Source organism: Candidatus Pantoea communis (assembly GCF_011752685.1).
GTDB classification, from domain to species: Bacteria; Pseudomonadota; Gammaproteobacteria; order Enterobacterales; family Enterobacteriaceae; genus Pantoea; species Pantoea communis.
The window spans coordinates 116,312-139,300 of record NZ_VWXC01000010.1 but is presented as its reverse complement, the minus strand read 5'-3'; the positions used below and the strand labels follow the sequence as shown (position 1 = coordinate 139,300).

The window sequence follows — 22,989 nt, the reverse complement described above, 5'->3', positions numbered from 1 at the left end:
TTTAAGCGAAGCGATAAGTGTCACTTTTTTAAAACATAACTGGATGGGATAAATTTGGAAAGGACTGAATTCAGAACAATCCGAATACATACCAACTCGCTATATTTGCGTTAAGTTCTGGCATTAATGCTGACTTAAATCCATTTTAAGTAGCATATTACTTGGTTATTTCGTTAGGTAAAAATTAAAGCCTATCCGATGTAAAATGATAATTAACGATATTCTTACATGATTATGCGCAAACAGTGTTAACTCACCGCGATAATTAAAATTAAAACATAATTATTGAGAGTGTTAAAAAATCACAACCATTGATGACCATCACTTATTATTCTTAAAAAATGACAATGTCATTTATTTGATCTATTGGTTTACGCATAAAAAAAGGGACGATTCGCATCGTCCCCTCTGCATCCTTCGCGCCGATTAAACCGCGGTCTGGAAGATCACACCGTCAGCTTTTTCAGTGTACTGACCCAGCTGGTCAAAGTTGAGATAGCGGTAAGTATCTGCCGCCGTCTTATCAACCTGAACCATAAACTGCTGATACTCATCTGGCGTTGGCAGTTTACCCAGCAGGGATGCCACCGCAGCCAACTCAGCCGAAGCCAGGAACACGTTCGCGCCGGTACCGAGGCGGTTCGGGAAGTTACGGGTTGAGGTGGAAACCACCGTCGCACCGTCTTTCACACGCGCCTGGTTACCCATGCAGAGTGAGCAACCTGGGATTTCGATACGCGCACCGCTCTTACCGAAAACGCTGTAATAGCCCTCTTCCGTCAGCTGTGCGGCATCCATCTTAGTAGGCGGCGCCACCCACAGACGGGTTGGCAGTTGGCCTTTGTGCGCATCCAGCAGTTTACCCGCTGCACGGAAGTGACCGATGTTGGTCATACAAGAACCGATGAACACTTCATCGATCTTCTCGCCCTGCACATCAGACAACCAGCGCGCATCGTCCGGATCGTTTGGTGCACACAGGATTGGCTCTTTGATTTCGGCCAGATCGATATCGATCACTGCCGCATATTCTGCATCCGCATCGCCTTCCAGCAGTTGCGGATCCGCCAGCCATTTCTGCATGCCTTCTACACGGCGCTCTAGCGTACGACGATCGCCGTAACCTTCGGAGATCATCCACTTCAGCAGCACGATGTTTGAGTTCAGATACTCAATGATCGGCTCTTTATCCAGCTTGATGGTACAGCCCGCTGCAGAACGCTCAGCTGACGCATCGGTCAGTTCAAATGCCTGCTCCACTTTCAGTTTCGGCAGACCTTCGATTTCCAGCACGCGGCCAGAGAAGATGTTTTTCTTCCCTTTCTTCTCAACAGTCAGCAGACCCGCTTTGATGGCGTACAGTGGGATGGCGTGAACCAGATCGCGCAGGGTGATGCCCGGCTGCATTTCGCCTTTGAAGCGCACCAGCACTGACTCAGGCATATCCAGTGGCATCACGCCGGTCGCAGCAGCAAACGCCACCAGACCAGAACCTGCCGGGAAGGAGATCCCGATTGGGAAACGGGTGTGTGAATCGCCGCCGGTACCCACGGTATCTGGCAGCAGCATACGGTTCAGCCAGCTGTGGATAACGCCATCGCCCGGACGCAGTGAAACACCGCCACGGTTCATGATGAAGTCAGGCAGCGTGTGGTGGGTGGTTACGTCAACCGGTTTTGGATAGGCTGCGGTATGACAGAACGACTGCATGACTAAATCGGATGAGAAGCCGAGGCACGCCAGGTCTTTCAGTTCATCACGAGTCATTGGACCGGTGGTGTCCTGAGAACCCACAGAAGTCATTTTAGGTTCACAGTAGGCACCCGGACGGATACCTTCAACGCCACAGGCACGGCCAACCATTTTCTGCGCCAGTGAATAACCACGGGTGCTCTCTGCAACGTCTTTGGCTTTCACAAACACATCGCTGTGCGGCAGACCGAGAGATTCGCGTGCTTTGGTGGTCAGGCCACGACCAATGATCAGTGGAATACGGCCACCGGCACGCACTTCATCCAGCAGCACTTCGGTTTTCAGCTCGAAGGTCGCCAGCAGTTCGTCGGTTTCATGATTGCGCACTTCACCCTTGTACGGGTAAACGTCAATCACATCGCCCATGTTCAGACGGTCAACATCCACTTCGATCGGCAGTGCGCCCGCATCTTCCATGGTGTTGAAGAAGATCGGTGCGATTTTACCGCCGAGGCACAGACCGCCGCCTTTTTTGTTTGGCACGTACGGAATGTCATCGCCCATGAACCACAACACCGAGTTGGTGGCAGATTTACGGGAAGAACCGGTACCCACCACGTCACCGACGTAGGTCAGCGGGAAGCCTTTTTTCTGCAATTCTTCGATCTGTTTGATCGGCCCAATGTTGCCGGCATCGTCGGGTTCGATACCATCACGTGGGTTTTTCAACATCGCCAGTGCGTGCAGTGGAATATCCGGGCGAGACCATGCATCCGGTGCCGGAGAGAGGTCATCGGTGTTGGTTTCGCCGGTCACTTTAAACACGGTTGTGGTGATTTTTTCAGCCAGCTTAGGACGCTTCAGGAACCACTCAGCATCGGCCCAGGACTGGATAATTTTCTTCGCGTGGGGGTTACCCGCTTTCGCTTTCTCTTCGACATCGTAGAAGTTATCGAACATCAGCAGCGTATGGGACAGGGCTTCAGCGGCAATCGGAGCCAGTGCTTCATCGTCAAGCGCTTCGATCAGGGCATGGATGTTGTAGCCACCCTGCATGGTGCCCAGCAGTTCAACTGCCTTTTCGCGAGTAACCAGAGGAGAGAGGGCTTCGCCCTTCGTGACAGCTGCCAGGAAACCAGCTTTTACATAAGCCGCTTCATCAACACCTGGGGGTACACGGTTGACCAATAGATCGGTCAGGAATTCTTCTTCACCCGCTGGCGGGTTTTTCAGCAGTTCAACCAGCGCGGCCATTTGGGAAGCATCTAACGGCTTAGGTACGATTCCCTGGGCAGCACGCTCGGCAACGTGCTTACGGTATTCTTCTAGCACGACGTTCTCCTCGCTCTCATTGTATAGCTTTCCGGTACACCCCTTGAGCTGTCAAACAGTAGGGTGAGGTGCCCGGTTCCGCGTCGGCCAGCATAGCAGCATTTCGGCTGATTGTTAATCTGTTTACAAAAAAGCAACATCCGCGCGTTATTTAGCAGATTTATCTGGATGTTGAGCGGGGTCACACAAAAAAGCAGGCCACCTGAGCCTGCCATTTTGTGATTGAAGGGCTAAAAATTAGCGATCTACCAGGGTGAATTCGCTTTCGTTGTAGCGCTCACCCTGAATATTTTGTGGATTGAATAGCGTATCCAGGGCCTTGATATCGGCTGAATGAAGTGTGAGAGCGGCCGCAGCACAGTTCTGTTCCAGATTGGCGATTTTACTGGCACCAGGGATCGGCACGATATCCTCACCTTTCGCCAGCACCCACGCCAGCGCCAGTTGTGCTGCTGTCGCATCATAACCTGCAGCCATCTCTGAAAGCTGATTCACTAACTTCTGGTTATGCGCCTGTGCGTCCTGTTGGAAACGCGGCAGGTAGCGACGAAAATCATCTTCCGCCAGCGTGGTCGCCGCCGGGAATTTACCGGTGAGGAAGCCGCGGCCTAACGGACTGTAAGGGACAAATCCGATATTCAGCTCACGGCAGGTGGCGAGAATTTCTTGCTCCGGATCGCGCGTCCACAGAGAGTATTCGCTCTGCAGGGCCGAAATCGGATGCACCGCCTGCGCGCGGCGTAACGTGGCGGATGAGACTTCGGATAAACCGAGATACTTCACCTTCCCTTCACGCACCAGATCCGCCATCACGCCTACCACATCCTCAATCGGCACGGCTGGATCGAGACGATGCTGATACAGCAATTCAATGGCTTCGACACCCAGGCGCTGAAGTGAGCCTTCCACGGCGCGGCGGATATGCGCCGGTTCGCTATTGGCACCGGTAATGCGCTCCCAGCCCTCCCCATGATCGGTAATGCGGAAACCAAACTTGGTCGCCACTTTGATATCGCTACGGCCTTTGATCGCTTTCGCCAGTAACATCTCATTGGTGAAAGGACCATACACTTCAGCGGTATCGAGGAAATTGACGCCGAGTTCAAATGCACGCGCCAGCGTATTCAACGCTTGCTTTTCATCATTCTGACCATAGGCAAAGTTCATGCCCATGCAGCCCAATCCTAACGCTGAAACATGTAATCCCTGACTGCCTAATTGACGCTGTTGCATTGATTTATCCTCTTCGCTTACGGTGTTAATGTTATAAACCTCAGCAATCGCAGCAACAATTGCGCGATTTTCGTTGATTTAGTGAATGGAATTCAGCAATGAACAACTACCGTGCATCAATGCAGGAACTGGAGATGTTTGCCGCTATCGCGCAGCATCTGAGTTTTCGCAAAGCCGCCGAGGAGCGGAATGTCACACCCTCCAGCCTGAGCCACGCCATGCGCAATTTTGAGGAGCGACTGGGAGTGCGTCTGCTGCACCGCACCACGCGGAAAGTGGCGTTGACCGAAGCCGGCGAGCGATTCTTGCTGCGTATCCAGCCTGCGCTGGCCGATCTTTCACAGGCGGTGGATGAACTGAATGACTGGCGTCGCGATCCGCGTGGCATGTTGCGCATAAGCATGCCGCGTTCGGCGGAGGCGCTGTTTTTTCAGTCCCTGATATTGCCGTTTGTGCAACGCTTCCCGGAGATTACGCTGGAGATCGACAGCAATGACGCGTTGGTAGATATCGTAGAAAGCGGCTTTGATGCGGGCGTGCGCTATGGCGATGTACTGGCGCAGGATATGATCGCGGTGCCCTTTGGCAAGCCGATGCGCGCACTGGCGGTGGCCAGCCCGGCTTTTCTTGCTCAACATGGCGTTCCGCAGTTCCCGGCAGAGTTGTTGCAGTTTCCCTGTATTGAGCGGCGCTTTCCGAGCGGACGTCGCTATCGTTGGGAATTTTGGCAAGACGGGCGCAAGCAGGAAGTGGCGGTAAAAGGCTCACTGGTGCTGGATAATAATGAGCGCATTCTGCAAGCGGCATGTGCCGGATTAGGTATCGCCTTTTTACATCAGGACGCGGTCAACGCTGCTTTGGCTAAAGGGGAATTAGTTGAAATACTTACTGAGTATACGCAGATTGAAGAAGGATTCTGGCTCTATTACCCCAGCAGGAAATATCTTTCCGCACCGCTCAGGCATTTTATTGATTGGATTAAAGATATCAATAATTAATGACACGAACACTTAACACCTTTAATTAAAGACTAACGATAAAACTGGGGAATTTAATTAAAATCAAAGCTAAATTAGACGTGAAATAAGAAATAAAACGCGTAGACTGCCTGCGGGCGCTTGAGGCAATCTGCCTCAAGCAATATCAATTGAGGTGGATTGTGGAGTGAGAAACTCATGCGGTCAATTTTCATCAACCGCACGAGCAGGCAACTACCCAAAACACCTAAGCAATGTTAGGGTAGTTGCTTGCTCCTGCTAATGCAAGGAGTAAGTGATTATGAAGTTATCATTCAGCAAGCTGATTATCGGCGGGCTCATGCTATTTGTATTGTGCCTGGTGAATCGCAATACACTCTGTGAATTACGATTCAAGGTATTCACTGCTGAATTATCTGCGGTAATGGCTTACGAAGTCAGGCAGTAACGCTTCAATAGCAGGGGTTCGCCCCTGCTATTTCCGGCAGGGCTTATGCGTTAGCTCCAGCGCCTTATTTATCGATTCAATTAAATAGAACCCGTAATAAAAAACGGCTCCACTAAGGAGCCGTTTCTTTATTTAGCACGAAAAATTATTTCTTTTTCGCTTTCGGGTTTGGCAGGTCAGTGATGCTACCTTCAAACACTTCTGCCGCCAGACCAACTGACTCATGCAAGGTTGGGTGCGCGTGAATGGTCAGTGCGATGTCTTCTGCATCACAGCCCATTTCGATCGCCAGACCGATTTCACCCAGCAGCTCGCCGCCGTTGGTGCCGACAATCGCGCCACCGATCACACGGTGAGTTTCTTTGTCGAAGATCAGTTTGGTCATACCGTCTGCACAGTCAGAAGCGATTGCACGGCCAGAAGCAGCCCACGGGAAGGTGGAGACTTCGTAGCTGATGCCCTTCTCTTTCGCTTCTTTTTCGGTCAGACCTACCCAGGCAACTTCTGGCTCGGTATAGGCGATTGAAGGGATCACTTTCGGGTCGAAGTAGTGTTTCAGACCAGAAATCACTTCTGCCGCGACGTGGCCTTCGTGCACGCCTTTGTGCGCCAGCATTGGCTGACCGACGATGTCGCCGATAGCAAAGATGTGTGGCACGTTGGTACGCAGCTGCTTGTCGACGCGGATGAAACCACGATCGTCCACTTCCACGCCCGCTTTACCCGCATCCAGGCCTTTACCGTTTGGCACACGGCCAATCGCCACCAGCACTGCGTCATAACGCTGCGCTTCAGCCGGAGCTTTTTTGCCTTCCATCGATACATAGATACCATCGTCTTTCGCTTCAACAGCGGTAACTTTGGTTTCCAGCATCAGGTTGAATTTCTTGCTGATACGTTTGGTGAAGACCTTCACCACGTCTTTATCGGCAGCAGGGATAACCTGGTCGAACATCTCAACCACGTCGATCTCTGAACCCAGCGCGTTATACACGGTGGCCATTTCCAGGCCGATAATGCCGCCGCCCATAACCAGCAGACGCTTAGGCACTTCTTTCAGTTCCAGCGCATCGGTTGAATCCCACACGCGTGGATCGTTGTGTGGAATGAATGGCAGTTCGATTGGGCGTGAGCCCGCAGCGATGATCGCGTTATCGAAGTTGATGGTGGTTGCGCCACCCTCACCTTCCACCACCAGGGTGTTAGCACCGGTGAATTTACCCAGACCGGTTACCACTTTCACTTTACGGCCTTTCGCCATGCCGGCCAGACCGCCAGTCAGTTGGGTGATAACTTTTTCTTTCCAGGTACGAATCTTGTTGATGTCAGTTTGCGGCTGGCCAAACACGATACCGTGCTCTTCCAGTGCTTTGGCTTCTTCGATCACTTTCGCAACATGAAGCAGCGCTTTTGACGGGATACAGCCTACGTTCAGACAAACACCACCGAGGGTGCTGTAACGCTCAACGATTACGGTTTCCAGACCTAAATCAGCGCAACGGAAGGCTGCAGAGTAACCTGCAGGACCTGCCCCAAGTACCACGACTTGAGTTTTAATCTCTGTACTCATCATGACCTCTTATTAGATTGCCGGCGGCCAGACGTAGAGCCTATCCCAGGCTCTGCATGCCCTAAATCCACCGGGACATTTCACCGCAAGAGTTTACAGAATTGTTAATAAACTGCCAACCGCGGCAACTCCGAATGCTTACAACAAGGCCGGCATTCGCCGGCCTTGGTTAACTTCACATCACCAGACGGCGAATGTCGGACAGTGTGTTGTTGATGATGGTGATAAAGCGCGCACCATCAGCACCGTCGATCACGCGGTGGTCGAAGGAGAGAGAGATTGGCATCATCAGACGCGGTTCAAACTCTTTACCGTTCCACACCGGTTCCATCGCAGACTTAGACACACCGAGGATCGCCACTTCTGGCGCATTCACGATAGGTGCGAAGTGCGTGGTGCCCAGGCCACCAAGGCTGGAGATGGTGAAACAACCGCCCTGCATATCGCCAGCGGTCAGCTTGCCATCACGCGCTTTCTTAGAAATCGCCATCAGCTCACGCGACAGTTCAGTGATGCCTTTCTTGTTCACATCTTTGAACACTGGAACCACCAGACCGTTTGGCGTATCAACCGCCACACCGATGTTGATGTATTTCTTCAGCGTCAGGCGTTGTGCATCTTCAGACAGTGAACTGTTGAAACGCGGCATCTGCTCCAGCGCAGCGGCAACGGCTTTCATGATGAACACCACAGGGGTGAACTTCACATCCAGCTTACGTTTTTCCGCTTCGGCGTTCTGCTGTTTACGGAATGCTTCCAGATCGGTGATATCAGTCTTGTCGAAGTGCGTAACGTGCGGGATAACTACCCAGTTACGGCTCAGGTTCGCACCCGAGATTTTCTGGATACGGCCCAGTTCCACTTCTTCCACTTCACCGAACTTGCTGAAGTCCACTTTCGGCCAAGGCAGCAGACCCGGCAGGCTTCCGCCACTCGCTGCAGCAGCCGGCGCTGCTTCTGCGCGTTTCACTGCATCTTTCACGTAAGACTGTACGTCTTCTTTCAGGATGCGACCTTTACGGCCGGTGCCTTTGACTTTCGCCAGATTGACACCGAACTCGCGCGCCAGGCGACGAATCACCGGGGTAGCGTGGACGTAAGCGTCGTTTTCAGCAAACTCACCTTTCGCATCAGCTTTTGCTGCTGGCGCTGCAGCAGGTTTCGCTGCCGCTGGAGCCGGAGCCGCTTCCTGTTTCGCCGCAGGTGCCGCAGCAGCAGGCGCAGCGCCTTCTACTTCGAACACCATGATCAGTGAACCGGTGCTGACTTTATCGCCGGTAGAGACTTTCAGCTCTTTCACCGTACCGGCGAATGGCGCAGGCACTTCCATTGACGCTTTGTCGCCTTCAACCACAATCAGTGACTGCTCAGCGGTGACTTTGTCGCCCACTTTGACCAGCACTTCGGTGACTTCAACTTCATCGCCGCCGATGTCTGGCACGTTGACGTCTTTCGCGCCACCCGCAGCAGCAGGGGCTGCAGCCGGAGCCGCTTCCTGCTTCGCCGCTGGGGCCGCAGCCGGTGCAGCACCTTCTGCTTCGAAGATCATGATCAGCGAGCCAGTATTCACTTTATCGCCGGTGGCGATTTTGATCTCTTTCACCACGCCCGCGAACGGTGCTGGCACTTCCATTGAAGCTTTGTCGCCTTCAACAGTAAGCAGAGATTGTTCAGCTTCAACTTTATCGCCCACTTTCACCAGAATCTCAGTGACTTCAACTTCATCACCGCCGATGTCTGGCACGTTGACCTCTTTGCTGACGGCCGCAGCCGCCGGAGCAGGAGCCGCTTCCGCTTTTTTCTCTTCTGCCGCTGGTGCAGCAGCCGCTGCGCCTTCGGCTTCAAAGATCATGATCAACGAACCGGTATTCACTTTGTCACCGGTAGAGATTTTAATCTCTTTCACTACGCCAGCCTGTGGCGAAGGCACTTCCATCGAGGCTTTATCGCCTTCCACGGTGATCAGCGACTGTTCAGCTTCAACTTTGTCGCCCACCTTCACCAGGATTTCGGTGACTTCAACTTCGTCTGACCCGATATCCGGTACGTTAATTTCGATAGCCATTACTCTCTTACCTCTTAAGCCAGACGCGGGTTAACTTTATCGGCATCGATGCTGAATTTGGTGATCGCTTCTGCCACCACTTTCTTATCGATTTCGCCGCGTTTAGCCAGCTCACCCAGCGCTGCAACCACAACATACGATGCATCCACTTCGAAGTGGTGACGCAGGTTTTCACGGCTGTCTGAACGACCGAAGCCATCGGTACCCAGTACGCGATAATCGCTTGAAGGAACGTAGCTGCGAACCTGTTCTGCGAACAGCTTCATGTAGTCGGTTGAGGCAACAGCTGGCGCTTCATTCATCACCTGAGCGATGTACGGGACGCGTGGGGCTTCGGTTGGATGCAGCATGTTCCAGCGCTCACAATCCTGGCCATCACGAGCCAGTTCGGTGAACGAGGTGACGCTGTAAACATCAGAACCGATGCCATAGTCTTTCGCCAGGATCTGTGCCGCTTCACGCACGTGACGCAGGATAGAACCTGAACCCAGCAACTGCACTTTGCCTTTGCTACCGTCTACGGTTTCCAGCTTGTAGATACCCTTACGGATACCCTCTTCCGCACCCTGCGGCATCGCAGGCATGTGGTAGTTTTCGTTCAGCGTGGTGATGTAGTAGTAGATGTTTTCCTGCGCTTCGCCGTACATACGTACCAGGCCATCTTGCATGATGACCGCCACTTCGTACGCGTAAGACGGATCGTAAGAGATACAGTTCGGGATAGTCAGCGACTGAATGTGGCTGTGACCATCTTCATGCTGCAGACCTTCACCGTTCAGCGTCGTACGACCTGAGGTACCGCCGACCAGGAAGCCGCGCGCCTGTTGGTCGCCCGCCAGCCACATCAGATCGCCGATACGCTGGAAACCGAACATCGAGTAATAGATGTAGAACGGAATCATCGGCAGGTTGTTGGTGCTGTAAGAGGTCGCCGCCGCCAGCCAGGATGAACCTGCGCCCAGCTCGTTGATCCCTTCCTGCAGAATCTGGCCTTTCTCGTCTTCTTTATAGTAAGCAACCTGCTCACGGTCCTGCGGGGTGTACTGCTGGCCGTTCGGGCTGTAAATACCGATCTGACGGAACAGACCTTCCATACCGAAGGTACGCGCTTCATCCGCAAGGATTGGCACCAGACGATCTTTGATCGACTTGTTCTTCAGCATCACGTTAAGGGCACGTACAAACGCAATGGTGGTCGAGATCTCTTTGTTCTGCTCTTCCAGCAACGGTTTGAACTCTTCCAGCGTTGGCATCTCCAGCTTCTCGCTGAACTCTGCCTGACGGGTTGGCAGGTAGCCACCCAGCTTCTCACGCTGACCGTGCAGGTAGTTATACTCGTCAGAACCTTTCTCGAAGGTCACGTACGGCAGGCTTTCGATCTGATCGTCAGCCACTGGCACGTTGAAGCGATCACGGATGTAGCGAACGCCATCCATGTTCATCTTCTTCACCTGGTGCGCGATGTTTTTACCTTCCGCTGTGTCACCCATACCATAACCTTTGATGGTATGTGCCAGGATCAGGGTCGGCTGACCTTTGGTGTCCTGCGCTTTTTTCAGTGCCGCGTAGATTTTCTTCGGATCGTGGCCACCACGGTTCAGGGCGAAGATCTCTTCGTCTGACCAGTCTTTCACCAGTGCAGCGGTCTCCGGGTATTTACCGAAGAAGTGCTCACGCACGTAGGCGCCATCACGGGATTTGAAGGTCTGGTAGTCACCATCAACGGTTTCGTTCATCAGCTGGATCAGTTTGCCGCTGGTGTCCTGCTTCAGCAGTTCATCCCAACGTGCGCCCCAGATCACTTTAATCACGTTCCAGCCAGCACCGGCAAAGATGCCTTCCAGCTCGTTGATGATTTTGCCATTACCGGTAACCGGGCCATCGAGGCGCTGCAGGTTACAGTTAATGATGAACACCAGGTTGTCCAGCTTCTCACGGGTGGCGATGGTGATCGCACCTTTAGATTCTGGCTCATCCATCTCGCCATCACCGAGGAAGGCGTAAACGGTCTGGTTAGACGTGTCTTTCAGGCCACGGTGTTCCAGATATTTCAGGAACTTCGCCTGATAGATCGCGTTCAATGGACCCAGGCCCATTGAAACGGTTGGGAACTGCCAGAAGTCAGGCATCAGTTTCGGGTGCGGGTAAGAAGACAGACCTTTACCGTGCACTTCCTGACGGAAGTTGTTCATCTGCTCTTCGGTCAGACGGCCTTCAAGGAAAGCACGTGAGTAGATGCCTGGAGAAATATGACCCTGGAAGTAAACCAGATCGCCGCCGTCTTTATCACTGCGCGCACGGAAGAAGTGGTTGAAGCACACTTCATAAATGGTGGCAGAAGACTGGAAAGATGAGAGGTGACCACCCAGCTCCAGATCTTTCTTCGATGCACGCAGGACCGACATAATGGCGTTCCAGCGAATTGCGGAACGGATACGACGTTCAAGAGAGGTGTTGCCCGGATAGTCCGGTTCATCTTCAACAGCAATAGAGTTGATGTAGTTACTGATAGCCGACGCACCGCCAGCCACTTTCACGCCACCTTTGCGTGCTGCGTTCAATACCTGATCAAGCAGATACTGCGCGCGCTCAACACCTTCTTCACGGATGACCGATTCGATCGCCTGTAGCCAGTCACGAGTTTCGATCGGATCCACGTCATTCTGTAAACGTTCTGACATGGGGTGTGTTCCTTATCTGTGTCTAATACGTTGAATTATCAGGAGCCTGTCTGCTTGTGCTTTGCTTCTGGTTCACAGCACAAGTAAGACAGGCCCGTCGTTTATGTCCGCACGTTCGTTGCCGTGCGTTATTCCTTACGTTGCTGTAAACGACGCAGGGAGCGTTCACGACGGCTCTGCTCCCGACTTCTATCCAGCAAGATTTCCTCAATAAACGCCAGGTGACGATGGGATGCCTCGCGTGCTTGTTCTGGCTCACGAGCCACAATCGCCTCAAAGATACTGGCGCGGTGACCGCTCACTTTCGCCAGCATTTCCCGGCGAGCGTAAAGCAATTCGAAATTCTGACGGACGTTTTGTTCCAGCATAGGGCCCATGGAACGCAGCAAATGTAAAAGCACCACATTATGGGCGGCTTCTGTGACAGCGATCTGATACTTCATCACTGCATCTGCTTCAGCATCCAGATCGCCGCTGTCCTGCGCCTGTTGGATGTGAACATGGCAGTCGCGAATACGCTGCAAGTCTTCATCCGTGCCACGTAGCGCCGCATAATAGGCAGCAACACCTTCCAGCGCGTGACGGGTTTCCAGCAGGTCAAACTGGGATTCTGGATGTTCGGCAAGCAGGCTGACTAAGGGATCGCTCATGCTTTGCCAGAGATTTGTTTGCACGAAGGTACCACCGCCCTGACGGCGCAGCAGCAGGCCTTTGGCTTCCAGGCTCTGAATCGCTTCGCGCAGGGATGGACGTGAGACATCAAACTGTTTCGCCAGTTCGCGCTCGGGGAGAAGCTTTTCACCTGGCTGGAGCGTCCCTTCCATAATGAGAGACTCCAACTGTTGCTCGATCGCATCGGAGAGCTTGGGTTGGCGAATTTTACTGTAAGCCATCTTCCCTTCTTATTGTGAAAACGTCCGGAGTAAATTGGTAATACCAATTGAAAAATGGTGCCCGTAAAGTAACAAAGTATTCACCTTGTGTCTATATGGCAGGCATCACACTTCCGGGGTATATCGCTGTTACAGAGCGCTAACTTACCGTGATAAAGGCATATATTTGCTCCGTAAGTGAATTGTTAACAGATTTCACTTTTACCAAACCTTACACTGAGTTAGCCCTAAGCCTTACAGGCAACCATAAGGGAAAGCTATTCGTGTTTATTGATTTTTCATGTCAGAAATAACGCGAGCGACACCCAGTGGATAGTGCTGCTTTTTCAGCCATCTCTCAGCACAAAAAGCAAAAGCAGGTGCAAAGCGGCGCGCTTATCACTATTCTGGTCGCCATGGTAGTTTCAGCATGCACACAGCACGCCAAATACCGTAAAGAAAAGAATACATTGCGTAAAACAGCCTTACAGTGCGCGCACTGCAGGTGCACAATAACAACATCACGAGGTTTGTATGGAACAACAGCATGGCGAATCGCTGCACCGCGGCCTGAAAAATCGCCATATTCAGCTGATTGCGCTGGGCGGTGCCGTGGGTACTGGCCTGTTTCTGGGTAGCGCATCAGTGATTAAATCGGCCGGTCCGGCCGTGATTCTCGGTTATGCGATTGCAGGATTTATTGCCTTTCTGATTATGCGCCAGTTAGGTGAAATGGTCGTGGAAGAGCCGGTTGCCGGCAGCTTCAGCCACTTCGCCTATAAGTACTGGGGCAACTTTGCCGGTTTCGCCTCTGGCTGGAACTACTGGGTGCTGTATGTCCTGGTTGCCATGGCTGAACTGAGTGCCGTCGGTAAATACATCCAATTCTGGTATCCCGAATTCCCGACCTGGGCTAGTGCGGCGATCTTCTTCGTCTTCATCAACGCCATTAACCTGACCAACGTAAAAGTGTTTGGGGAAATGGAATTCTGGTTCGCGATCATCAAAGTCGTCGCGGTTATCGGCATGATCCTGTTCGGCGGCTGGCTGCTGTTCAGCGGCAACGCCGGTCCGCAGGCCAGCGTCACTAACCTGTGGAGCCAGGGTGGATTCCTGCCACACGGTATGACCGGCCTGGTGATGATGATGGCGATCATTATGTTCTCGTTTGGTGGTCTTGAGCTGGTGGGTATCACGGCGGCTGAGGCTGACAATCCGCAAGAAAGCATCCCGAAAGCCACTAACCAGGTACTGTGGCGTATCCTGATTTTCTATATTGGTTCACTGGCAGTGTTACTGTCATTGCTGCCATGGACGCGCGTCACCGAAGAGACCAGCCCGTTTGTGTTGATCTTCCACGAATTGGGTGATGCCTTCGTCGCCAACGCGTTGAATGTGGTGATCCTGACGGCGGCGCTGTCGGTCTACAACAGTTGCGTGTATTGCAACAGCCGTATGCTGTTCGGCTTAGCGCAGCAGGGTAATGCACCTAAAGCGCTGCTCAATGTTGATAAACGCGGTGTGCCAGTGGCAACCATTTTGGTCTCTGCAGTAGCCACAGCGCTGTGCGTCCTGATCAACTACCTGATGCCGGGCGAAGCCTTTGGCCTGCTGATGTCACTGGTGGTCTCTGCGCTGGTGATCAACTGGGCGATGATCAGCCTCGCGCACATGAAATTCCGTAAGAAGAAAGACCAGCAGGGTGTGACCACGCGCTTTAAAGCCGTGCTCTATCCGTTTGGTAACTGGCTCTGCCTCGCGTTCATGGCGGCCGTACTGGTCATCATGGCGATGACGCCGGGTATGGCGATTTCTGTGTGGCTGATTCCTGTCTGGATCATTATCCTGGCAGTGGGTTACACCATCAAAAATAAAGTGCAAAAAGCCTAATGTATGCTCTTGCCCGGCGCGTCAGCGCCGGGCAACATTCCTGATCCGCCTCACACTTTTCTGCGCCCACCTGTTTTGTCCATCTACGTGACCAATTGTTCCCCAGCAGGTTACTGATTTAACGCTGATAATTTCGTCTCACCTTTTCGCGGGAGACGAACAATGAAAGGCGCAGCGCTCTCATTCAGAGAGAAACTGGGATATGGCATGGGCGATGCCGGATGTAATATGATCGGCGGTGCGATCATGCTTTTCCTTAACTATTTCTACACCGATGTGTTTGGCCTCGCACCCGCGCTGGTCGGTACACTGCTACTTTCTGTTCGCGTGCTGGATGCCGTCACCGATCCCATTATGGGCGCCATCGCCGATCGTACCCAAAGCCGCTGGGGGCGTTTTCGCCCGTGGCTACTGTGGGTTTCCGTCCCCTATGTGCTGTTCAGCGTGCTGATGTTCACCACGCCAGACTGGAGCTATGACAACAAAGTTATCTGGGCCTTTGTCACCTACTTCCTGATGTCGCTCACCTACACCGCCATCAATATTCCTTACTGCTCGTTGGGCGGTGTGATCACCAACGATCCCGGTGAACGCGTCTCCTGCCAATCTTACCGCTTTGTGATGGTGGGCGTGGCGACACTGATCCTGTCGCTCTCTCTGCTGCCGATGGCCGAGTGGTTTGGCGGTGACAACAAAGCACGCGGATACCAAATGGCGATGAGCGTGCTGGCACTGATTGGCCTGGCGATGTTCCTGTTCTGTTTTGCCACGGTTCGCGAACGTATCCGTCCAGCCGCGCCCAGTAATGATGATTTGAAGAAAGATCTGCGTGACGTCTGGAAGAACGATCAATGGGTGCGCATTCTCCTGCTCACCTTCTGCAATGTTTGTCCTGGCTTTATCCGCATGGCCGCCACCATGTATTACGTTACCTGGGTAATGGGGCAATCCACGCATTTTGCCACGCTGTTTATTAGCCTGGGTGTGATTGGCATGATGTTCGGCAGTACGCTGGCAAAAATCCTCACCGACCGCTGGTGCAAGCTGAAGGTGTTTTTCTGGACCAATATCGCGCTGGCACTCTTCTCATGCGGTTTCTATTGGATTGATCCTCATGCGACTGTGGCGGTTGTCGTCGCCTACTTCCTGCTGAATATCCTGCATCAAATCCCGTCACCGCTGCATTGGTCGCTGATGGCGGATGTCGATGATTATGGTGAATGGAAAACGGGGAAACGCATCACCGGCATGAGCTTCTCCGGTAACCTGTTCTTCCTCAAAGTGGGTCTGGCGGTGGCCGGTGCGATGGTTGGTTTCCTGCTGTCTATTTATGGCTATGACGCGGGTGCAAAGCAGCAGGCTCCCAACGCCATCAACGGCATCATGCTGCTGTTTACCGTGATTCCCGGTGTCGGCTATCTGATCACCGCCGGTGTAGTGCGCTTGCTGAAGGTGGATCGCAAACTCATGCGCATCATTCAAGATGATCTTGCGCTACGCCGTGCCAATGCACGTGAATTATCCCCTGCCTCCCTGACTGTCACCCCGCAACCTGGAGAGATCAAATGAGCTGGCCAAATCCCTTTATTACCCAACGCGCCGATCCATTTATCCTGCGTCATGGCGAAGGCTACTACTTCGTGGCATCGGTGCCAGAGTATGACCGACTCGAAATTCGTCACGCCGACACGCTGAACGGCCTGATTGAGGCGGAAGCGGTGACGGTGTGGCGTAAACCCGAAACCGGACCATTCAGTGCGTTGATTTGGGCGCCGGAACTGCATCACATCAATGGACAATGGGTGATTTACTTTGCTGCTGCCCCAACGCGCGACATCAAAGATGGCCTGTTTCAGCATCGCATGTATGCGCTGGTGTGTGATGACAGCGATCCGCTTTCCGGCCACTGGCAACCTGTTCGCCGAGTGTTTACCCCAATCGACTCTTTCTCGCTTGATGCGACGCATTTCGTGCATCAGGGCAAAAACTGGTATCTGTGGGCACAGAAGGATCCCGCTATTCCGGGTAATTCCAATCTCTATCTCGCGGAATTGCTTAATCCCTGGACGCTGAAAAGCGCACCGGTGATGCTCAGCCGGCCGGAGTATGAGTGGGAGTGCGCAGGCTTTAGCGTCAATGAAGGCCCAGCAGTTATTCATCACGGCGATCGGCTGTTTGTCACCTATTCCGCCAGCGCAACTGATGAGAATTACTGCCTGGGAATGCTCAGCATCGACATGATGGCCGATCCGCTCGACAGCACTGCCTGGCAGAAATCTGCGCGTCCAGTCTTCACCACCAGCTGGGAAAATCAGCAGTATGGGCCGGGGCATAACAGCTTTACGCGGGACGAAAACGGCAGGGACGTGCTGGTGTATCACGCGCGGAATTACACGGAAATTGAAGGCGACCCGTTATGGGATCCGAATCGCCATACACGACTGAAGTACATTGAATGGCGCGAAGACGGCACACCGGATTTCGGTGTACCGCCTGCCGATCACACCAGCGTGCCGTAAATGGTCAGCAACGCGACCACAACCACCAGCACTAACGATATCCGCTTCGCCAGCGCCACGGCCACCCGTGGCGTTTCCACTTTATCCATATGCGGATCGCGCGCCAGCGAGAATTGGGCCAGACTGGTCAGCACCTGATATTGCGAACGATGCCGATCGCTTAGCGAGGCAAACCACGCAGGCAGTGCCCGCTCTCCGTGGCCTAACAGCGCATAAGCCACACCTGCCAGTCGCACCGGGATCCAGTCCAGCACGTGCAGTATGCTGTCTACACCTGACTGCGCGCGCTCCAGTGGAGAATGATGTTTTGCCAGCCAACTTTGCCAGGCACGCAAGAAGGCATAACCCACCAGCAGCACCGGTCCGTAAGGGCCACCGACCACAAACCAGAACAGTGGCGCGAGGTAAAAGCGGAAGTTAATCCAAATCAGCGCATTTTGTAGCTCACGTAAAAACTCACGCTCACTGCACTCAACGGGTACACCATGAATCAGTGTCAGTTCCGCTGCCATGGCCTGATGCGCCGCTTCATCATCGTGGCTGGCGGCTTTCAGGTAGCGATGATAGTGCAGACGCACAGAACCTGCGCCGATACACAGCAAGCCCACCACAATACAGAATGCCAGTTGTGCCACGCCAAACAGAATGCCTTTCAGACTCCACACCAACAGCCAGACGATCAGCATCGCGATGAGGGTCATCACCAACGTGCGCAGCAGTGAAAATCGCTGGCGTCCGCGAAACAGCGGCTCCAGACGATGATCCAGTTGCCAATGCTCACCCAATTTAAACAGGCGTTCCCAACCTAACACTAATAACAAGCTAAACAACGTCATACCTGCTCCTGCTGTTTCAGGGATTCTCCTGCCTGATAGACTCTTTATAGCGTATCCAGTCAAATGCGGGGCCTGGATCGGTTTTGCGCTGTGGCGCGATATCGCTGTGTCCGGTGATGCGTTCCAGCGTCAGCGGATAGTGCTTAAGCAACAAGGCCGTGACCTTTTTTAACGTCTTATACTGCGCGTCGGTATACGGCAACGTATCCGTGCCTTCCAGCTCAATGCCCATCGAGAAATCATTACAGTTTTCTCGCCCGGCAAATTGCGACACACCGGCATGCCATGCACGCTGATCAAACGAAACATACTGCACCAACTCACCATCACGACGAATCAGGCAGTGCGCCGCCACGCGCAGCTGCGCGATATCGGCAAAATAGGGGTGAGCATCCGGCGGCAAGGTCCCGGTAAACAGTTGATCAATCCACGGGCCACCAAATTCACCCGGCGGCAAACTGATATTATGAATAATCAGCAACGAGGGAATTTCATTTTCCGGTCTTTGGTTAAAGTGCGGCGAGGGCACTTTGCGCGCGCTGGTAATCCAGCCATCTTCCAGTTTCATGTTCTAAATCCCAGGCTAAATCAGGCTGAGAATAACATGTTTCCCCTTTTCGGCTTGTGACTTAATGCGAATGGCGAACAGTGTTAAGGATACTAAACATTTCGGCTATCACGACTGGCAATAGGCTATAAATCAGGCTAAGGTGAGCGCAGTTAAATCCGATTAATGGAGTGGCATAAGCATGGCATCGCGTCGTTACGATCCCGATCATCGTCGTCAGGAACTGATTAAGCGTATTGAGCAGGACATCCCCGAAGCCGTTGCGCGCGCACTTCGGGAGGATTTGGGTGGTGAGGTGGATGCTGACCGTGACATCACCGCCCTGCTCTTACCGGAAGATAAACAGGCCGAAGCACAGATCATCACGCGTGAAGCCGGTGTTTTTTGTGGTAAACGCTGGGTGCAGGAAGTGTTTATCCAGCTTGGCAATAAAGTCACGATTGTCTGGCATGTTGAAGAGGGTCAAAATGTCGCAGCTGACCAGTTGCTATTCGAGTTAAAAGGTCCGGCCCGGCTGCTGTTAACCGCTGAACGAACTGCATTAAATTTCGTCCAAACCCTTTCCGGCGTGGCCACGGAAGTGAGTCGTTATGTCGACTTGCTCGACGGCAGCGAAACGCAATTGCTGGATACGCGCAAAACCTTGCCTGGCCTACGCACAGCGCTGAAATATGCCGTATTGTGTGGCGGCGGCAGTAATCATCGGCTGGGTCTTTCCGATGCCTTCCTGATCAAAGAAAACCATATTATTGCCAGCGGTTCGGTACGCAAAGCCGTTGAGAAAGCGCTGTGGCTGGCTCCCGATGTACCGGTTGAAGTAGAGGTAGAGAGCATGCAGGAACTGCAGGATGCGATTGATGCCGGTGCCGACATTATCATGCTAGATAACTTTAGCTTCGAGATGATGCATGAAGCCGTCCTTCTCACCGACAAACGTGCCCTGCTGGAAGTCTCTGGTAACGTCACGGAAGCAACACTGCCGCAGATAGCTAAAACGGGCGTCGACTTCGTTTCGGTGGGCGCTTTGACCAAGCATGTGCGCGCCATGGATCTCTCCATGCGTTTTCGCGAACACTAATTTCTCTCCTCTTACCGCCGCATCTCTGCGGCGGTTTGTGAGTTATCTTCCTGTTTACTGATACTTCTTCTGCAAACGCGGCGATTCATTACATCCTGCCTTCCAGCATTAAACCGTCTCACTATCGCTTTCAGACGCCGTTTTCTACCTTAGCCGCTCCACAACAAGGAGCTGAATAATGGATAGACAACAAGGTTTTACCCTCATCGAATTGATGATAGTGATTGGCATTGTGGCCATTCTTAGTGCTATTGGCCTGCCCAGCTACCAAAATTATCTACAACGCGCCGCGCTGACTGACATGCTGCAAACCATGGTGCCTTATAAAACCGCCGTGGAACTCTGCGCAATTGAACGTGGCGGCCCAACTCAATGCCAGGCGGGTGCAGGCGGCATTCCTGCTGCCAAAGGTTCACGCTATGTGGCCTCGCTAACCGTCGTGAATGGCGTCATCACCTTGACGGGTCAGGAGAGTCTTACCGGGTTGAGTGTGGAAATGACACCAATATGGAACACCACGGAAGGCTCTCTGGACTGGCAACGCAGTTGCACCAGCACCAATGCCAGTCTGCGCGACAGCTGTCTTGAACAGTTCCGCTTCACCGATAAGGACACTCACTGATGGCACAGCCCAATACCCCGATCCAGACCTTATGCGCACGTTACCAGGCGGTGATGCTTCAGCATGACGCCACATCACTGCGCGTCGCAGTAGCCGAGACGCCCGATCCGCTGCTGCTGGAAGCCCTGCAATTCGCCAGTCAGTGCAAAGTGGAAGTCGAGTGCTGGCCAGCGGCACGACTGGAGCAACTCCTGCACAACCCTGCTGACTCGGCGACGTTGCACGAACCGGCCGCTACCGAAACAGCGATTAATGCCGTTGAACAGATTTTGCGCCAGGCGATCCAACGCCGTGCTTCTGACGTGCATTTTGAACCTCAGCAGCAGGGGTTACGCGTCCGATTACGTATTGATGGCGTCTTGCACAAACTGTCACATTTGCCAGATGCACCTACGGCTGCGGTGCTTGCCAGACTGAAAATCCTCGGCGGGCTGGATATCGCCGAGCGTCGCTTGCCACAAGATGGGCAATTCACACTGAACCTTGACGATCAACAGGCCGCATTTCGCCTTTCTACTTTACCCATTAGTCACGGTGAGAAAGCCGTGGTGAGACTGCTGCAAAGTGAAAACAGCGCGATCGCACTGGATAAACTCGGCATGCCGGTTACCCAACTCCGGTTACTGAAGCACGCGCTGGCTAAACCTCAGGGACTGATACTGGTTACCGGGCCTACCGGCAGCGGTAAAACCTTCACTCTCTACAGCGGATTAAGCGCTCTGAATGTGCCGGATAAAAATGTCTGCAGTGTAGAGGATCCCGTTGAAATTCCATTAGAGGGCATTAACCAGACGCAAATCCAACCGCGTAGCGGGCTCGATTTTAACCGTGTACTGCGGGCTCTGCTGCGACAGGATCCGGATGTGATTATGGTGGGTGAAATCCGCGATGCCGAAACGGCCAGCATTGCCGTTAAAGCGGCGCAGACCGGACATCTGGTGCTATCAACATTGCACACCAATTCGACGGCGGAAACGCTCACGCGTCTGCGACAGATGGATATTCCCGGTTACCTGCTCGGCCCGGCATTACAGTTAGTCATCGCGCAGCGTCTGGTACGACGGCTCTGCGAGCACTGCCGCCAGCCAGCACAAGCCCTGGCACATCTGCCACACAGCATTTGGCCTGGCACCTTACAAACATGGCGCGCGCCAGGCTGTGACCACTGCTTCTCGGGCTATTACGGACGCCTGGCGTTGTTTGAGGTGCTGCCGATGAGTAACAAGTTACAAAACGCGATTTCAGCCGATATGCCGCTGGAGCACATCATCTCACTGGCCAATGAAGGCGGGATGAAAACCCTGCTCGCCGCCGGGTTGGAGGCGGTGAGTCGCGGTGACACCTCCTTTGAAGAAGTTCAGCGGGTTGTGGGATTGGAGGATGGCTAATCTCTACCATTATCGCTGGCAAGCGCTGGACACGCTGGGCGCGTTACGGCAAGGAACCTCATTAGTTGCCAGTCAGGAAGTGCTCCTGCAGCAACTCTCAGATCGCGGTATGCTGCCGGTTAGCTGGCAGCGTGGGCAATGCTGGCGCACGCGTGACTGGAAGTGGCAGCACAAAATTGACCTTGTTCGCCAGTTGGCGACCTTGCTCAAGGCAGGATTGCCGCTGGCGGAGAGTCTGACGTTGCTGGCTGAGGGGCACCCCCATGCTGGCTGGCGCGAACTGCTTAATGAATTGCAACGTCGGGTAATGGCCGGAGAGGCATTTTCATCTGCACTTCGCGCCTGGCCGCAGATCTTCCCCGCGCTGTTTCCGGCATTAATGGAAGTGGGTGAACTCACCGGTCAGCTTGATGAATGCTGTCGCCAGCTGGCGTTACAGCAAAGCAAGCAACAGCACTTGAGACAGAAAGTGGTTAAAGCTCTGCGCTATCCATTGTTTATCTTGCTGGTGGCGCTGGCGGTGAGTGCGGGCATGTTGCTGTTTGTGCTGCCCGAATTTGTCTCCGTGTATGCCAGTTTTGATGCCCCCCTTCCCGCCTTCACCGCCGCCGTGATGAGTCTGTCAGCGTTTTTACAACAGGCAGCGCTCCCCCTGGCGATAACGATAATGTGCTTATTGTTCGGCGCAAGGTGGGTTTACCGTGGTTCTGTGCACTGGCAAATACGTGTTCATCGCTGGCTATTGCGTCTGCCGTTGCTTTCAACACTCTGGCGCGGTGGTCAGCTCAGCCAGATTTACGCCATCCTGCAATTAACGCAGCAGGCTGGACTCACGTTATTACAAAGTCTGCAAGCCGTTGAGGTCACGCTGGGATCGCCACTGTGGCGTGAAGCGATTATCGCGTTACAGCGGCATATCGCTGGCGGCTTACCACTGCATCAGGCTATGCAGCATCATCTGCTTTTCACCGCGCTCTGTGCACAACTGATCCGTGTCGGTGAGGAAGCGGGGGCGCTGGATGTCATGCTGGCACGATTAGCGGAGTGGCATGAAGCACAAACGCTGATGCGGGCTGATGCACTGGCGGCTTCGCTCGAACCCTTGATGATGATCGTGATCGGTGGAATTGTCGGGACGTTAGTGATTGCCATGTATCTGCCGGTATTTGGCTTAGGGGATGCGATTCGTTGACAGATGCGCACGGTGCGCACCTGTCT

At 53.4% G+C, this 22,989-nt stretch carries 17 protein-coding genes; 9 read left to right on the top strand and 8 right to left on the bottom strand.

The annotated features are described in order from the left end of the window. Positions 1 to 426: 426 nt before the first annotated feature. Both acnB and F3J37_RS14765 read right to left on the bottom strand, forming a co-directional pair. On the bottom strand, positions 427 to 3,024 hold the full coding sequence (gene acnB / locus F3J37_RS14770; protein WP_072017054.1) for a bifunctional aconitate hydratase 2/2-methylisocitrate dehydratase: 2,598 nt from the start codon (positions 3,022 to 3,024) through the stop codon (positions 427 to 429). 237 nt (positions 3,025 to 3,261) lie between these two features. Then, entirely contained in the window at positions 3,262 to 4,257 is a 996-nt protein-coding gene (locus F3J37_RS14765; RefSeq protein WP_166934072.1) for an aldo/keto reductase, read from the bottom strand. Positions 4,258 to 4,355: 98 nt separating this feature from the next. On the opposite strand from F3J37_RS14765, the gene F3J37_RS14760 reads away from it, so the two are divergent. Beyond that, positions 4,356 to 5,255 carry a LysR family transcriptional regulator gene (locus F3J37_RS14760; RefSeq protein WP_166934070.1) on the top strand — a complete coding sequence of 300 codons (900 nt, stop codon included), beginning with the start codon at positions 4,356 to 4,358 and terminating at the stop codon, positions 5,253 to 5,255. A gap of 280 nt (positions 5,256 to 5,535) precedes the next feature. Next, complete coding sequence (locus F3J37_RS28500; RefSeq protein ID WP_166934069.1) at positions 5,536 to 5,682, top strand: Hok/Gef family protein; 147 nt, start codon at positions 5,536 to 5,538, stop codon at positions 5,680 to 5,682. Between the two features lie 145 nt (positions 5,683 to 5,827). On the opposite strand, the gene lpdA is transcribed toward F3J37_RS28500, so the two are convergent. The 4 genes from lpdA to pdhR form a co-directional block, all read right to left on the bottom strand. Continuing rightward, entirely contained in the window at positions 5,828 to 7,252 is a 1,425-nt protein-coding gene (gene lpdA / locus F3J37_RS14750; protein ID WP_038650261.1) for a dihydrolipoyl dehydrogenase, read from the bottom strand. Between the two features lie 175 nt (positions 7,253 to 7,427). Beyond that, positions 7,428 to 9,317 (bottom strand): pyruvate dehydrogenase complex dihydrolipoyllysine-residue acetyltransferase, encoded by a 1,890-nt coding sequence (gene aceF, locus F3J37_RS14745; protein WP_160833534.1) that lies wholly within the window; start codon positions 9,315 to 9,317, stop codon positions 7,428 to 7,430. A 14-nt stretch (positions 9,318 to 9,331) separates the two neighbouring features. Beyond that, on the bottom strand, positions 9,332 to 11,998 hold the full coding sequence (gene aceE, locus F3J37_RS14740) for a pyruvate dehydrogenase (acetyl-transferring), homodimeric type (RefSeq protein WP_034829620.1): 2,667 nt from the start codon (positions 11,996 to 11,998) through the stop codon (positions 9,332 to 9,334). A 128-nt stretch (positions 11,999 to 12,126) separates the two neighbouring features. Next, positions 12,127 to 12,891: a pyruvate dehydrogenase complex transcriptional repressor PdhR gene (pdhR, locus tag F3J37_RS14735; RefSeq protein WP_034829622.1), complete on the bottom strand. Its 765-nt coding sequence runs from the start codon at positions 12,889 to 12,891 to the stop codon at positions 12,127 to 12,129. A 513-nt stretch (positions 12,892 to 13,404) separates the two neighbouring features. Between pdhR and aroP the strand changes: the two genes are divergently transcribed. The 3 genes from aroP (at position 13,405) to F3J37_RS14720 (ending at position 17,279) form a co-directional block, all read left to right on the top strand. Beyond that, positions 13,405 to 14,760, top strand: a complete 1,356-nt coding sequence (aroP, locus tag F3J37_RS14730) for an aromatic amino acid transporter AroP (protein ID WP_166934067.1) — start codon at positions 13,405 to 13,407, stop codon at positions 14,758 to 14,760. Positions 14,761 to 14,922: 162 nt separating this feature from the next. After that, positions 14,923 to 16,329 carry a glycoside-pentoside-hexuronide (GPH):cation symporter gene (locus F3J37_RS14725; RefSeq protein WP_160868752.1) on the top strand — a complete coding sequence of 469 codons (1,407 nt, stop codon included), beginning with the start codon at positions 14,923 to 14,925 and terminating at the stop codon, positions 16,327 to 16,329. Next, positions 16,326 to 17,279, top strand: a complete 954-nt coding sequence (locus tag F3J37_RS14720) for a glycoside hydrolase family 43 protein (protein WP_160868751.1) — start codon at positions 16,326 to 16,328, stop codon at positions 17,277 to 17,279. The genes F3J37_RS14725 and F3J37_RS14720 overlap by 4 nt, the downstream gene beginning before the upstream one ends. Here the strand turns inward: F3J37_RS14720 and ampE are convergent. Both ampE and ampD read right to left on the bottom strand, forming a co-directional pair. Then, on the bottom strand, positions 17,261 to 18,115 hold the full coding sequence (gene ampE, locus F3J37_RS14715; RefSeq protein ID WP_166934065.1) for a beta-lactamase regulator AmpE: 855 nt from the start codon (positions 18,113 to 18,115) through the stop codon (positions 17,261 to 17,263). The two genes, F3J37_RS14720 and ampE, sit on opposite strands and share 19 nt — an antisense overlap. Before the next feature lie 16 nt (positions 18,116 to 18,131). Next, positions 18,132 to 18,683 (bottom strand): 1,6-anhydro-N-acetylmuramyl-L-alanine amidase AmpD, encoded by a 552-nt coding sequence (ampD, locus tag F3J37_RS14710; RefSeq protein WP_045816802.1) that lies wholly within the window; start codon positions 18,681 to 18,683, stop codon positions 18,132 to 18,134. 181 nt (positions 18,684 to 18,864) lie between these two features. On the opposite strand from ampD, the gene nadC reads away from it, so the two are divergent. From nadC to hofC, 4 genes are all read left to right on the top strand, one after another. Beyond that, complete coding sequence (nadC, locus tag F3J37_RS14705; RefSeq protein WP_166934063.1) at positions 18,865 to 19,761, top strand: carboxylating nicotinate-nucleotide diphosphorylase; 897 nt, start codon at positions 18,865 to 18,867, stop codon at positions 19,759 to 19,761. Positions 19,762 to 19,939: 178 nt separating this feature from the next. Next, positions 19,940 to 20,383: a prepilin peptidase-dependent pilin gene (gene ppdD, locus F3J37_RS14700; protein WP_166934061.1), complete on the top strand. Its 444-nt coding sequence runs from the start codon at positions 19,940 to 19,942 to the stop codon at positions 20,381 to 20,383. Then, positions 20,383 to 21,771, top strand: coding sequence for a type II secretion system protein GspE (gene gspE / locus F3J37_RS14695; protein ID WP_166934059.1), 1,389 nt, complete (start codon positions 20,383 to 20,385; stop codon positions 21,769 to 21,771). The genes ppdD and gspE overlap by 1 nt, the downstream gene beginning before the upstream one ends. After that, positions 21,764 to 22,963, top strand: coding sequence for a protein transport protein HofC (gene hofC / locus F3J37_RS14690; RefSeq protein ID WP_166934057.1), 1,200 nt, complete (start codon positions 21,764 to 21,766; stop codon positions 22,961 to 22,963). The genes gspE and hofC overlap by 8 nt, the downstream gene beginning before the upstream one ends. The last annotated feature ends 26 nt before the right edge of the window (positions 22,964 to 22,989 follow it).